At 70.0% G+C, this 13215-nt stretch carries 16 protein-coding genes; 6 read left to right on the forward strand and 10 right to left on the reverse strand.

What is annotated here, in order from left to right; genetic code table 11:
• Positions 1-28 precede the first annotated feature (28 nt).
• The gene (locus ABD235_RS14320) at positions 29-1369 is read right to left on the reverse strand and encodes an FAD-dependent oxidoreductase (RefSeq protein ID WP_344174228.1); all 1341 of its coding nucleotides are present in this window, start codon (positions 1367-1369) and stop codon (positions 29-31) included.
• Between the two features lie 218 nt (positions 1370-1587).
• On the opposite strand from ABD235_RS14320, the gene ABD235_RS14325 reads away from it, so the two are divergent.
• A complete protein-coding gene (locus tag ABD235_RS14325) occupies positions 1588-1851 on the forward strand; it encodes a hypothetical protein (protein ID WP_344174230.1) in 264 nt (87 codons plus the stop codon).
• A gap of 1 nt (position 1852) precedes the next feature.
• On the forward strand, positions 1853-2344 hold the full coding sequence (locus tag ABD235_RS14330; protein ID WP_344174232.1) for a hypothetical protein: 492 nt from the start codon (positions 1853-1855) through the stop codon (positions 2342-2344).
• Here ABD235_RS14330 and ABD235_RS14335 read toward each other — a convergent pair.
• Positions 2341-3210, reverse strand: a complete 870-nt coding sequence (locus ABD235_RS14335; protein ID WP_344174234.1) for a LysR family transcriptional regulator — start codon at positions 3208-3210, stop codon at positions 2341-2343. The genes ABD235_RS14330 and ABD235_RS14335 overlap by 4 nt on opposite strands.
• Before the next feature lie 103 nt (positions 3211-3313).
• On the opposite strand from ABD235_RS14335, the gene ABD235_RS14340 reads away from it, so the two are divergent.
• On the forward strand, positions 3314-3943 hold the full coding sequence (locus tag ABD235_RS14340; RefSeq protein ID WP_344174236.1) for a LysE family translocator: 630 nt from the start codon (positions 3314-3316) through the stop codon (positions 3941-3943).
• A 31-nt stretch (positions 3944-3974) separates the two neighbouring features.
• Positions 3975-4472 carry a GNAT family N-acetyltransferase gene (locus ABD235_RS14345; RefSeq protein ID WP_344174238.1) on the forward strand — a complete coding sequence of 166 codons (498 nt, stop codon included), beginning with the start codon at positions 3975-3977 and terminating at the stop codon, positions 4470-4472.
• On the opposite strand, the gene ABD235_RS14350 is transcribed toward ABD235_RS14345, so the two are convergent.
• The 4 genes from ABD235_RS14350 to ABD235_RS14365 are packed head-to-tail and all read right to left on the reverse strand — an operon-like array spanning position 4469 to position 7212.
• A complete protein-coding gene (locus ABD235_RS14350) occupies positions 4469-5059 on the reverse strand; it encodes a hypothetical protein (protein ID WP_344174240.1) in 591 nt (196 codons plus the stop codon). The two genes, ABD235_RS14345 and ABD235_RS14350, sit on opposite strands and share 4 nt — an antisense overlap.
• Positions 5059-5664, reverse strand: coding sequence for an RdgB/HAM1 family non-canonical purine NTP pyrophosphatase (gene rdgB, locus ABD235_RS14355; protein ID WP_344174242.1), 606 nt, complete (start codon positions 5662-5664; stop codon positions 5059-5061). The genes ABD235_RS14350 and rdgB overlap by 1 nt, the downstream gene beginning before the upstream one ends.
• Positions 5661-6377 carry a ribonuclease PH gene (gene rph / locus ABD235_RS14360; RefSeq protein WP_344174244.1) on the reverse strand — a complete coding sequence of 239 codons (717 nt, stop codon included), beginning with the start codon at positions 6375-6377 and terminating at the stop codon, positions 5661-5663. Before rph ends, rdgB begins: the two co-directional genes overlap by 4 nt.
• A gap of 10 nt (positions 6378-6387) precedes the next feature.
• On the reverse strand, positions 6388-7212 hold the full coding sequence (locus ABD235_RS14365; protein WP_344174246.1) for an SGNH/GDSL hydrolase family protein: 825 nt from the start codon (positions 7210-7212) through the stop codon (positions 6388-6390).
• Positions 7213-7358: 146 nt separating this feature from the next.
• Between ABD235_RS14365 and ABD235_RS14370 the strand changes: the two genes are divergently transcribed.
• Positions 7359-8531, forward strand: coding sequence for a Gfo/Idh/MocA family protein (locus ABD235_RS14370; RefSeq protein WP_344174248.1), 1173 nt, complete (start codon positions 7359-7361; stop codon positions 8529-8531).
• Here ABD235_RS14370 and ABD235_RS14375 read toward each other — a convergent pair.
• From ABD235_RS14375 to murI, 3 genes are all read right to left on the reverse strand, one after another.
• Complete coding sequence (locus ABD235_RS14375) at positions 8519-9511, reverse strand: alpha/beta fold hydrolase (RefSeq protein ID WP_344174250.1); 993 nt, start codon at positions 9509-9511, stop codon at positions 8519-8521. The two genes, ABD235_RS14370 and ABD235_RS14375, sit on opposite strands and share 13 nt — an antisense overlap.
• Complete coding sequence (locus tag ABD235_RS14380) at positions 9511-10257, reverse strand: MBL fold metallo-hydrolase (protein WP_344174252.1); 747 nt, start codon at positions 10255-10257, stop codon at positions 9511-9513. Before ABD235_RS14380 ends, ABD235_RS14375 begins: the two co-directional genes overlap by 1 nt.
• Before the next feature lie 614 nt (positions 10258-10871).
• Positions 10872-11675 carry a glutamate racemase gene (gene murI, locus ABD235_RS14385; protein ID WP_344174254.1) on the reverse strand — a complete coding sequence of 268 codons (804 nt, stop codon included), beginning with the start codon at positions 11673-11675 and terminating at the stop codon, positions 10872-10874.
• A gap of 180 nt (positions 11676-11855) precedes the next feature.
• On the opposite strand from murI, the gene ABD235_RS14390 reads away from it, so the two are divergent.
• Entirely contained in the window at positions 11856-12212 is a 357-nt protein-coding gene (locus tag ABD235_RS14390) for a hypothetical protein (protein WP_344174256.1), read from the forward strand.
• A 55-nt stretch (positions 12213-12267) separates the two neighbouring features.
• Here ABD235_RS14390 and ABD235_RS14395 read toward each other — a convergent pair whose 3' ends face one another.
• A complete protein-coding gene (locus tag ABD235_RS14395; RefSeq protein WP_344174258.1) occupies positions 12268-13215 on the reverse strand; it encodes a PLP-dependent cysteine synthase family protein in 948 nt (315 codons plus the stop codon).

Raw genomic sequence — 13215 nt, forward strand, 5'->3', positions numbered from 1 at the left:
CCGGACCAACCGCTCCCCGCCGTACGGGTCAGCCCTGGGAGGCCTTCAGCATCTCCTCGCGGGGGACGACCTTGATGCGCTCACGGCCGGCCGCCGCACCGAGCGACTGCTCGTGGGCGTCGAGGCGGGTCCAGCCCTCGGCGTCGACGACGGTCGCGCCGCGGCCGGCGAGGTGGGTGACGATCGCGTCCGGGTCGGTGATCTCCGGCCGCGGCAGGCTCTCGAGGTCCGCCAGCAGGCAGGCGATCGTCTCGGCGGCGTCGGACTTGGTGTGCCCGATCAGCCCGATCGGGCCGCGCTTGATCCAGCCGGTGACGTACAGGCCGGGCAGCGGCGCCTCGTCGATGTCGAGCACGCGTCCGCGGTCGTTCGTCATCACGCCGGCCTGGTGGTCGAACGGCAGCTCGGGCAGGTGCGACGACAGGTACCCGACGGCGCGGTAGACCGCCTGCACCGGAGTATCGACGTACTCGCCGGTGCCGCGAACCGTCCCGTCGCCCTGCAGCTCGGTGCGCTCGGTCCGCAGCCCCTCGACGCGGTCGGTGCCGAGCACCTCGACCGGCGCGTGGCACAGGTGGATGTGGATCCGGTGCGCGGCACCGGTCGGTTCGGCCTCGAGGTACTTGAGCAGCGTGTCGACGACCAGCCGCGTGCCCTTGCTGGAGTTGATCGCCTTCTGGCTGGCCTCGTCGATCTCGAAGCCCTCGGGGTGCACGATCACGTCCACGTTCGGCGAGTGCGACAGCTCGCGCAGCTCCATCGGCGTGAACTTGATCTGCGCCGGACCGCGCCGCGCGAACACGTGCACGTCGGTCGCCTGGTTCGCCTTCAGGCCCTGGTAGACGTTGTCGGCGATCTCGGTGGTGAGCTGCTCGTCGGCCGGCTTGGCCAGCATCCGCGCGACGTCGAGCGCCACGTTGCCCGCGCCGATCACCGCCACGTGGCGCGCGTCGAGCGGCCATTCCCGCGGTACGTCGGGGTGCCCGGCGTACCAGCTGACGAAGTCCGCGGCGCCGTGGCTGCCCGGCAGGTCGATGCCCGGGATCGCGAGCTCGCGGTCGGCCATCGCGCCGGTGGAGAAGATCACCGCGTCGTAGTACCGGCGCAGGTCCTCGAGCTTGAGGTCGACGCCGAACTCGACGTTGCCGAAGAAGCGGATCCGCTCCCGGCCGACCACCCGGTGCAGCGCCTTGATGATCTCCTTGATCCGCGGGTGGTCCGGCGCGACGCCGTACCGGACCAGGCCGAACGGCGCGGGCAGCCGTTCGATCAGGTCGACGTGAGCCCCCTCGTACTCCTTGGTCAGAATGTCGGCGGCGTAAATGCCGGCCGGTCCAGCACCGACAACGGCGACTCGGAGCTCTCGCACGATCTCCCCAGACAATAGGTAAGGATAGCCTAAGCAACGGTACCGACCGCGGACCTCGATCCCAACTTTGGAGACCCACCTCACACGGGTCCCGACCGGCCCGGAAATCATCGCGGGGATCGCGGCCCGCCCCCACCACTGCCCGCCGTACGAGACACGCCGGCGATGGCCGTCCGGCCTTCTATACTGCGGATCCGCGACGTGGGAGGGCACTGGGGATGAGCAGCCAGCAGGCAGTCGAGCAGGAAGTCGACGCGGTCTTCGGGCCGGACGTACGGCGTACCGTCACCGTGCACTCGTCCGGCGCGGTGTCGATCGTCGTCCGAGCGGCACGCGTCGTGGTGATCGACGGTACGGCGGCCGGCGACGAGTGGGGCTTCTCGATCGACCCCGACGACGCGTCGGCCTTCGCCGGCCACGCCGAGACGACCTCTTCTCTGGCCGAAGCCCTGCGCTCAGCCCACGACGCGGTCAACAGCTGACGTGCCCGACGAACCACGGCTGAGTCTGCCCGAACGGTTAGCGCTGCTGTACGACCGGCTGAGTGCGTTGCCGCCGGCCAGGACGGCCGACGAGGCGTTCCGGCAGCTCGCCGAGACCCTCGACCGGGTCGAGGACGAGCACAGCGGGGTCGAGCGCGATCCCAACCCCGGACTGAAGTTCGACGGGCGGATGTACCCGCCGCGTGAGGACTTCACCGAGCGCCTCCCCGACGGCGGTCTGCGGGCCACCACCAAAGGCAATCTGATCGAGATCTCGCCCGGCGGAACGACCGACATCTACAGCCGGCACACCAGCGACCTGGTCTACCGCCGACCGGGCATCGACGCCCAGCCGGCGCTGGATCCCGAGCTGCAGAAGGCCGCGGAGCTGAACGCGACCAACCACGCGCAGCAGGGCCGCACTTCGCCGGCGGCAGTGTCCAAGGCCCACCAGCAGACGCCGCAGCGCGAGGACCGCGGCCCGGAGCGCTAGTCCGACGTACTGGCCTCGGCAAGGGCTTCGAGTACGGCGGCGACCGCGGGCGGGTCAGGCGGGTCGCCGTACGTCGCCGCGTGGATCTGGCGGTGCAGGCCGGTGAGCTCGGTGGTGTGGACGTCCGTACGGCGATGAGCCTGCAGCGCGAGCCCGGGCAGGAGCGCGACGCCCAGGCCAGCGGCGACCAGGGCCTGCACGACGATGATGTCGTCGCTGTGCGAACCGATCGGGGGCGTGAAGCCGGCCTGTTGGCACACCGCCAGCAGCTCCGCCTCGCAGCGGGTGCAGCCGCCGATCCACGCGGAGTCGCGATGGTTCGTGAGGCTGTCGTCGGCCTGCCGGCTGATCAGGTAGATCGGGTCGTCGCCGAGGTGAACCAGGCGGAACTCGTCCCGCTCGGCCGGCGCGTTGGCGTACTGGAAGACGAGTGCGACGTCGATCTCGCCGTGCCGCAGGAGCTGGAGCGACTCGACCGGGTGGTGGTCGGTCAGGCTCAGCTCGATGCCCGGGTACGAACGTGCGAGCGCGGCGGCCGCCTTGGGCACGATCGTGCTGAGCGCGGACGCGTTGGCGGCGAGGCGGACGCGACCTGACTGCAGCCCGACCTGCGCCGCGAGCTCGCTGCTGGCCGCGTCGACGCGGCCGAGGATCTCGGCGGCTCGGTTGGCCAGGAGCTGCCCCTCAGGCGTCAGGCGGATGCCCCGACCGACGCGCTGGATGAGCTTGGCGCCGGTCGCCGCTTCGAGGCGCGAGAGGTGGTGGCTGACCGACGGCTGCGAGTAGTGCAACTCCTGGGCCGCCTCGGTCACCGATCCGTGCCGCGCGACCGCGGCCAGGACGCTGAGCTGGGTCAGGTTGAGCATCCATCAACTTTATCAATGTGTTGCCGACTGAACTGGCATTAGACGTCATACGACTTACGGTCGAAGCTCGTTGGTAAGAGCCCACTACCGAGGAGAGATCGAGATGAACGTCGAACTGTTCGCCGCGTTTCTGCTGGCCGCGCTGGTCATCAACTTCACGCCCGGGCCGGGGATGCTGTTCATCCTCGCCCAGGGCCTGACCGGCGGCCGCCGCGCCGGCCGCGCCGCCGCCTGCGGTACGGCGTCCGGGATGCTCGTCCACACCAGCGCCGTGGCGCTCGGCCTGGCCGCCGTACTGCGCGCGGCGCCGATCGCCATGGACGTCTTGCGCTTCGCCGGCGCCGCCTACCTGCTGTGGATGGCGTTCCAGTCCCTCCGCAAGTCCGAGCTCACCTCGGCCACCCCCGGTGAGGCCGTGTCGGAGCGCTTCGCCCCGGTCTACGTCCGAGGCCTGGTCAACAGCCTGACAAACCCGAAGATCCTGCTGTTCTACCTGGCCTTTCTCCCCCAGTTCGTCGACCCGAGCCTCGGCCACCAGGCCCTGCAACTGTTCACGCTCGGCCTGACCATGCTCCTGATCGGCCTGGCCGTCGACCTCACGGTCGGCAGCGGCGCCGTCCGCGTCGGCCGCTTCCTGCGCACCCACCGCGCCGCCAACCAGTGGCTTCCCCGCGCCGCCGGCACCGCGTACGGCGTACTGGCCGCCGGCCTCATCCTCGGCGCAGCCTCCTGAACTGTCGGCGCTGTCTCCTACGGTCGAAGCCATGATCGACGCACGCCGAGCAACCGCCGCCGACGGCACCGCGGTAGGCGAGATCCACGCCGCCTCCTGGGCCGCCGCCTACGCCCCCTTCTTCACCGAGGACTTCGCCACTCCCCAGATCCAAAGCCGCCTCACCCGCTGGCACGACCGGCTCTCTTCAGGCGAAGGCACTGTCCTCCTCGCTCTCGTCGACACCCTTCCCGCAGCCATGACCTGGCTCAACGAGTCCGAAACCCGCCCCGGCGTCGCCGAGATCCTCAGCTTCTACGCCCACCCCCGAGCGTGGGGCACCGGCGCAGCCCCCGCCCTGATGACCGAAACCCTGGAAACCCTGAGAACCCAAGGCTTCTCGACCGTCCACCTCTGGACCCTCCAAGCCACCCCGCAGTCCCGCCGCTTCTACGAGAAGTCCGGCTTCACCGAGACCGGCAACACCCAGTCCCGAGACTTCGGCGACGGCAAGCCGCTCCAGCAGGTCGAGTACGAGCGAGCCTGTTAGTTGCCCAGGGCGTCTAGATACGCCGTGCCGCGGGGGCTCAGTTCGTAGCCGACTTCCAGGCTGTGGGTCAGGCCCAGGTTCTTCAGTTTGCGGACGTCGATCTTGAAGCCCGGGGTGTCTCGGTTGAGGGCCGGGGCCAGGTCGCCCGCCCGGGTGGCCGGCTTGGACTGGATGAGTTCGAGGGTTTGGCGGGTCCAGGCGCCGTGGCGACTGAGTTCGTCGAGGTGGGCGAGCTTCGCGGTGAGCTCCTCGACGTCTGCGGGAGTGAGATCTGCCGAGTTGGCCAGCTCCTCGCGCGGGTCCGGGCCTTCGACCAGGTGGAAGCGGATCAGCCAGGTGGGGAGGGTGTCGTCGCCGCGGAGGCGGCGGCGGACGTCCTTGGCGTTCATCCGGCCGGCCAGGTGCAGCATCTCGTCGTAGTCGGAGATCAGGTCGGGGTTGACCCGCTTGATGCTGTCGATCTCGATTCGGCCGGCGTTGGTGCGGTAGACGCGGCCCTCGATCACGCGGGGTTCGGCCCAGCGCCGGTACGCCGCGGTGATGCGGCCCTCGGCGACGCCTTCGGTGTCGGTTCCGGCGAAGAGCATCAGGCCTCCAGGGCTTTGGCGACGAGTGGCGCGAGCGCGCGCAGCGACTTGCCGCGGTGGCTGATCGCGTCCTTCTCCTCGACGGTCAGCTCGGCCGTCGTCCGGTCGTACCCCTCGGGCACGAACAGCACGTCGTACCCGAAACCGCCGGTCCCGCGCAGTTCACGGATCACCGACCCGCGCATCTCGCCGCGCAGCACCTCCTCCGAACCGTCCGGCTGCACGAAGGCGACCGCCGCGACGAAAGCAGCACCCCGCCGCTCGTCCGGCACGTCCTCCAGCTGCCCGAGCAGCAGCACGTTGTTCGCGTGGTTGTCCTTCGCCGGCCCCGACCAGCGCGCCGACAGTACGCCGGGCATCCCGTTCAGCGCGTCGACGCAGATCCCGCTGTCGTCGGCGACCGACGGCAGCCCGGTCGCGGCGACCGCGGCCCGGGCCTTCAGCAGCGCGTTGCCCTCGAAGGTCGGCTCGGTCTCGGCCGGCTCGTCGTACGCCGGTACGTCGGCCAGCCCGAGCACCTCGATCCCCGGCACGATCGGCGCCAGGATCCGGCGCAGCTCCTCGAGCTTCTTCGCGTTGTTCGACGCGAGCAGCACCTTGCTCATGCCAGCGCCTCCAGCTGCAGCTTCGTCAGCTCCTCGCACCCGGCGGTCCCCAGCGACAACAGCGCGTCCAGCTCGGCGCGGTCGAACGGCGCGCCCTCGGCCGTGCCCTGCACCTCGATGAACTTGCCGTCGCCGGTCAGCACCAGGTTCATGTCGGTCTCGGCGCGCACGTCCTCCTCGTAGCAGAGGTCGAGCATCGGCGCGCCGTCGATGATCCCGACCGACACAGCCGACACCGAGCCGGTCAGCGGCTCGCCCTTCAGCGCCTTCCGGTCGCGCAGGTACGACACCGCGTCCGCCAGTGCGACGTACGCACCGGTGATCGCTGCGGTCCGCGTCCCGCCGTCGGCCTGGAGCACGTCGCAGTCGAGCAGGATCGTGTTCTCGCCGAGCGCCTTGTAGTCGACGACCGCGCGCAGCGAGCGCCCGATCAGCCGGGAGATCTCGTGCGTCCGGCCGCCGATCCGGCCCTTGACCGACTCGCGGTCGGACCGGGTGTTGGTCGAGCGCGGCAGCATCGCGTACTCCGCGCTGACCCAGCCCAGGCCGGAGCCCTTGCGCCAGCGCGGCACCCCTTCGGTGACCGACGCCGCGCACAGCACCCGCGTCCGGCCGAACTCGACCAGCACCGATCCTTCGGCGTGGTCGAGCCATTTCCGGGTCAAGGTCACCGGGCGGAGCTGGTCAGGGGTACGTCCATCGCTACGAGCCATGCTGAAAACCTTATGCCCGAAGGCGCTGCACCCCCGCATCGGCAGGCGGACGGAACTGCCCGAGCACCATCCGCGCGGCCCACGGCGTCAGGTCTCCCGCGCGTCGCCCGACCCACGGAACCCCTTCCCGCACCATCCACACCGCGTCGGCCCACCGGCTCGGCGGCTCCCCCCCACAGTCCAGCTCAGGCGGTACGTCGATCCGTACGCCGCGCGCCGTCAGCTCGTCGGCGAACGCCCGCGCGAGGCGCCGGTGCCCGCGTTCGCCCGGGTGCAGGCGGTCGACCGACCAGAAGTCCCGGCGGTACACCTCCGGGTAGTCGGCCATGTCGAGCCGGATCCCGCCGTACTGCAGGAAGAGGTCGTCGTACGCCGTGTTGACCTGCTCGATCCGGTTCCACAACGGCCGCCGCAACCACGCGGGCAGCCCGAACACCTGCCCGTGGTCGTGGAACCGGACGGTGAGCAGCAGGGCGCCGCGCGCGGTCAGCTCCGCCGCGCACTGCTGCAGGCAGTCGCGGATCTGGCCCGCGTCGAAGGTCGAGCGCATCGTGTCGTTGACGCCGACGATCAGCGAGGCCAGGTCGATCGGGCCCGTCCCGGTCGCCGGGATCTGGTCCGCGGTGACCTGCGGAACGGTCGCGCCGCTGGTCGCGTAGTTGGAGAACGTCACACGGTGGGAACTACCCAGGGAGTCGGCGAGCAGCGAGGCCCAGCCCCGCCAGCCCTGCCCCGGGCGCGCTCCGGCACCGGAAAGGTCGGTCGTGCTGCCGTTCAACGGGTCCCCGACACCAACGGTCGTCGAGTCGCCGAGTGCCACGTAGTGGAGGCTCACGTTCCGTCATGGTGACGCCACCGAACGGGTGCCGGGTGAGGGCGAGATGGCCGGTCGGGCAACACGGCACGAGCAAACAGGTGTTGAGGACCGCAAGTGTTCGGACATAGGCTCTTACAAACAACTACGTGCAGGAGTAGTGAACGATGACTGATCTTCGGTTCGGTGTGGTCGGACTCGGCGCGCGCAGCAGCCTGGCTCGGCACGCGCACAGACCGGGCGAGGGCGCCGAGATCGTGGCCGTCTGCGACCCGGTCGAGAAGCAGCGCGAGGCGGCGCTGACGACGTACCCGGACGCGACGGCGTACGGCGACCACCGCGAACTGCTCGACCTGAAGCTCGACGGGGTCTTTTTGACCACGCCGGACGACCTGCACGAGGACCCGGCGATCGACTTCCTCCGGGCTGGGGTCGCGGTGTTCGTGGAGAAGCCGCTGGCGATCACCACGGACGGTTGCGACCGCGTGCTGCAGGCGGCGTACGAGAGCGGGACGCGGCTGTACGTCGGCCACAACATGCGGCACATGCCGGTGGTCCAGACCATGCGCGACCTGATCCAGTCGGGGGCGATCGGTGAGGTGAAGGCGATCTGGTGCCGGCACTTCGTCGGGCACGGCGGCGACTTCTACTTCAAGGACTGGCACGCCGACCGGCGCCGGACCACGAGCCTCCTGCTGCAGAAGGGGGCCCACGACATCGACGTGATGCACTGGCTGGCCGGCGGCTACACCACGCACGCGACCGCGCTCGGCGGACTCGTCCTGTACGGCGGGATCGAGGACCGCCAGGACCGGTCCGGGCAGCGGTTCAGCGAGTTCGTGTCCAGCGACAACTGGCCGCCGCTGGAGCAGAAGGGGCTGGCGCCGGTGATGGACGTCGAGGACCTGTCGATGGCGAACTTCCAGCTCGACAACGGGGTCTTCCTCAGCTACCAGCAGTGCCACTTCACGCCGGACTACTGGCGCAACTACACCGTCATCGGCACGCACGGCCGGCTGGAGAACTTCGGCGACACGTCCGGCAGCGTCGTCAAGGTGTGGAACAGCGGCCGCTCGGGCTACCGCTCCGACGCCGACCAGGTCGTCGAGGTCGCCTCCGAGGACGAGGGCCACGGCGGCGCGGACCCCAAGCTGGTCGACGAGTTCGTCCGCTTCGTCCGCGACGGCGGCGCGACCCTGACCTCGCCGATCGCGGCTCGCGCCGCGGTCGCGGCCGGGTTCGCGGCCACCACGTCGCTGCGTTCCAACGGGACGCCGATCGACATCCCGCAGCTCGACCCGGCGCTGATCAGCTACTTCGACGGCGGTCAGTCCCGCTGAGAATCCCCTGCAGCGCTGAGAATTCGCTGCAGCAGAAGGCGAAACTCCTCCGGCCGCTCGCGCCACGGCGAGTGGCCGGCGCCTTCGACCAAGTGAAACTCCGCGTGCGGTACGGCGTCCGCGAGCTTCCGTACGGCGCTCGCCGGGCGCGGGTCGCCTTCCGCGTGCACGAAGTCGACGGGCATCGCGAGCGTCCTGGCCAGCTCGATCAGGCGGTCGTCGCCGAAGGCACGATTGTCGGCGGTCAGGGCGTTGTTCGCCGCGAAGTTGATCGGCCACGGCACGGCGGCGTCCTCCAGGGCCCACGCCCAGGCGCGCTCGCGGTCCGCGTGGTCGGTGAACCAGGACAGCGCGCGAAACTCGCGCTCCTCGTCGGCAGTGCGGGGGCGCCGATTTCCCAACGTTTCAAGGCGTTCGGCCTGCTCGGTGGTCATCCGCCGCCGCTGCTCGGCCAGGGACGGCGTCAGCCAGTCCCCCACGCCGACGCCGCTGAGGTAGATCAGGTGGGCAACGCGCGTCGGATGCGCTGCCGCGTACCTCAGCGCCAGCGTCGCGCCGAACGAGTGGCCGACGACAACCATCCGCTCGTGGCCCCAATGCTCGCGCAGCTCCTCGAGGTCCGCGACCAGGCGGGCGATCGACTGCTCGTCGGAGGGGTCCGAGCCGCCGCAGCCGCGCTGGTCGTAGCGGTGGACGACGCGATCGTCGATCAGGTCCGCGAGCGGCGCGAGGTAGTCCCACAGCCCCGGTCCGCCGTGCAGCAGCACGACCGGCAGCGGGTCGACCGGCGGCGGAACGGTTGACGACAGGACGGTCGACGGCAGCTCGGTCGACGACGGATCGACCGGCGGCGGACCGGTCGACGACAGCTCGGCCGACGGTGCGTCGGCTGACGGCGGGTCGGCCGGCCTCGAGGCGCTCGGCGTCGTACCGGAGGTGTACGTCTGCAGGCGGATGCCGTCGGCAAGTGTGACGAGCATCAGATCTCGTAGACCGCGCCGGGCGTCGCCGTCAGGACCTCGCCGGGGAAGGTCCGTCGGGCGTTCTCCGTCTGGGCGACTCGGTCGTACCACGGCGGCACGTGGGTGATCACCAGCCGCTTGGCGCCGGCGCGTTTGGCCTGTTCGCCGGCGTCGGACGGGGTCAGGTGCAGATCGTCAGGGTTGTCCGGGTTGTTGTCCTGCAGGGCGGCCTCGGACAGCAGGAGGTCGGTGCCGCGGGCGAGCTCGATCAGGGCCTCGTTCGGCCCGGTGTCGCCGGTGTAGGTGATCGACTTGTTGCCGTACTCAACCCTGATCGCGTACGCCGGCACCGGGTGCACCATCGGCGCGGTGCGGACCGTGAACGGCCCGATCTGCTGGGATTCCTGCCAGGTGTGGAACTCCAGCTCCTCCTCCATCCCCGGGTCGTCGGGCAGGTCGTAGGCCAGCGCCATCCGCGCGGCCGCGCCCTCCGGACCGTAGACCGGGATCCGCGGGAACGGCGACGACGGCGAGTACTTCAGCGCGACGTACAGGCCGCACAGGTCCATGCAGTGGTCAGGATGCAGGTGGGACAAGGCGATCGCGCCGATCTCGTGCGCGGCCAGGTGCCGCTGCAGCGCGCCCAGCGCGCCGCTGCCGAGGTCGAGCACCAGGTCGAACCCGCCCGCGGAGACCAGGTAGCTCGACGCAGGCGAGTCCGGCCCGGGAACGGACCCGGAGCAGCCGAGCACGGTGAGCTTCATACCTTGAACATTACCGGCGGGTTGCCGACTCTGCAGACAACCCCGGAACGTCGCAGAACGACAGATCCCGTGGCCTGGCGGCGATTGTGCGGACCTCACGCGCGGATCTGGTGCCGTCGACAACATCCACTGAGAGCCCGGTCACACCGGCGACCAGCAGGCCCGCGGTCGAGGCAGATTGACCTACTGGTGGCGCCGACCCCCCTGGTCGGCGGCGATCCGCCAGACCACCCGCACGACCTGCACCCGCCGCTCGGCGGCGACTCCCGCACGCTCGAGACCCAAGCCGGGTGAATACCGTGCTGGACCAGGCAGAACAGCGACCGAAGTCGCACGCCACCGTTGTTTCGTTCGTATCCCGACCGAGCGATGGAGAGGAGACGACGATGGACGTGGGGACGTACCGGCCTGCGATGCTGCTGGTCGCGGTGGCCGGGATCGGGGAAGGCCGATCGCACTGATCTTCCGGCTGTTCACCGACAAGGGGCCGTCGGCGATGACCGCCGCCAACTACCTGGACGCGCCGTGGTGCCACGCCCTGCCGAGGCTGGCGATCGTCCTCGCGCTGGCTTGTTGTCCGTCCTGAACAAGCTCACAAGCGAGTGCTTGAACGGCTAGCGTACCCAGGCGAACTGGTCGACGGTGTTGATCACCGGGCCCAGGAAGCGGGCGCCGATGGTGGCGAAGTCGGACGGGTTGCCGGTGGTGACGAAGCGGTGTTGCGGCTCGGGGAGGGAGTCGTCGCGGAGGAGGCCGGCCTTGGTCAGTACGCCGTACAGGTCCTTGGCGCCTTCCTCGGCGCTGCTGACGAAGGTGACGCCGTCGCCCATCACGTACGAGATCACGCCGGTGAGCAACGGGTAGTGCGTGCAGCCGAGAATCAGTGTGTCGACGCCGGCCTCGACCAAGGGGTCCAGGTACTCGTGGGCGGCGGCCAGGAGCTCCGGGCCGGACGTCACGCCGGACTCGACGAAGTCGACGAACTTCGGGCAGGCCTGCGTGGTCAGCTCGACCTGCGGCGCGGCGGCGAACGCGTCGTCGTAGGCCAGCGAGGCCGCGGTCGAACGCGTGCAGATCACGCCGACCTTCTGGTTCCTGGTCGCGGAGACCGCGCGCCGGGCGGCGGGCAGGATGACCTCGACCACGGGTACGTCGTACCGCTCGCGGGCGTCGCGCAGCATCGCGGCGCTGGCGGAGTTGCAGGCGATCACCAGGGCCTTGACGCCGGCGTCGACCAGGTGGTCCAGGCACTCCAGCGAGTACTCCCGGACTTCGGCGATCGACTTCGGCCCGTACGGCTGGCGGGCCGTGTCGCCGAGGTACAGGATCGGTTCGTGCGGCAGCTGGTCGAGCACCGCCCGCGCCACCGTGAGCCCGCCGAAGCCTGAGTCGAAGATGCCGATCGGTGCGTCTGCCACACTCCGAAGATTAGCCCCCGGCTCCGACAGGACCGGCAGCGGGCAGTTCTGAAGTAACCCTTACCTAAGGCCGCAGAACGACACGCCGGAGTTGTCCACATCTTTACTCTCCGGAATTGCAATCTCACGTGACGCGCGCCACTCTGGAGCGATGTATTTGCAACCGCCCCTCGCGACGCCATGAACCTGGCAGTCCACATCGCGGTGGCACTGGGCTCCACCGCCGCACCAGATCCGCAACCGACGAACGCCGCGCAAGCGGCCGGACAGGTTGCCGATGCCAACGCCGACAGCACCGCCGCCGACATCGCCGGAGCCCTCGGGCCCACCGGGATGCTGATGGTGCTGCTGCTCGCCGCCTTCGCGATCTACGTCGTCTCGCTGTCGCTGCACCCGTTCGCCAAGTGCAACCGGTGCAAGGGCATGGGACGTCACAAGGGATCGCTGTTCAACTACGCCACTCGTCCCTGCACCAGCTGCAAGGGCCGTGGCACCCATCCCCGGCTAGGACGCAAAGTGCTGTTCAAACAACCCTGATCCAGACCGGTCGGCGCCCCCGCCCAGCGCGCCGGTCCGGACCACCACCACGGCCTCAGGCCCAGAGCTGGCCCTCGAGGCGGTCCTCGGCCTCGTCGATGGTGCCTTCGTAGGCGCCGGTCGACAGGTACTTCCAGCCGCCGTCGGCGACCACGAACGCGATGTCGGCCGGTTCGCCGTCGCGGACGCACTTGGCCGCCTGGCCGAGGGCTGCGTGCAGGATCGCGCCGGTCGAGATGCCGGCGAAGATGCCTTCGTTGTCGAGCAGCTCACGCACCCGCCGGACGGCGTCGCGCGGGCCGACCGAGAACCGGCCGTCGATCAGCGTCGCGTCGTACAGCTCGGGGACGAAGCCCTCGTCGAGGTTGCGCAGGCCGTAGACGAGCTCGCCGTAGCGCGGCTCGGCGGCGACGATCTTCACCTCGGGCTTGTGCTCGCGGAAGAACCGCCCGGCGCCCATCAGCGTGCCGGTCGTGCCGAGCCCGGCGACGAAGTGCGTCACCGACGGCAGGTCGGCGAAGATCTCGCGCGCCGTCCCGTCGTAGTGCGCCAGCGCGTTCGACGGGTTGCCGTACTGGTAGAGCATCACCCAGTCCGGGTGCTCCTCGGCGACCTGCTTGGCGACCCGGACCGCTTCGTTGGAACCGCCGGCCGCGGGCGAGGAGATGATCTCGACACCCCACATCCGCAGGATCTGCCGGCGTTCCTCCGAGGTGTTCTCCGGCATCACGCAGACCATCCGGTAGCCGCGCAGCTTGGCCGCCATCGCCAGCGAGATCCCGGTGTTGCCCGACGTCGGCTCGAGGATCGTGTTGCCCGGCCGCAGCCGGCCGTCCTTCTCGGCGTCCAGCAGCATCCGCAGCGCCGCCCGGTCCTTGATCGAGCCGGTCGGGTTGTGGTCCTCGAGCTTCGCCCACAGCCGGACGTCGGCCGACGGCGAGAGCTTCGGGAGCCCGACCAGCGGCGTACCGCCGACGGAGTCGAGCAGGCTGTCGAAACGCAT

Source organism: Kribbella lupini (assembly GCF_039529595.1).
In the GTDB taxonomy this organism is placed as follows: Bacteria; Actinomycetota; Actinomycetes; order Propionibacteriales; family Kribbellaceae; genus Kribbella; species Kribbella lupini.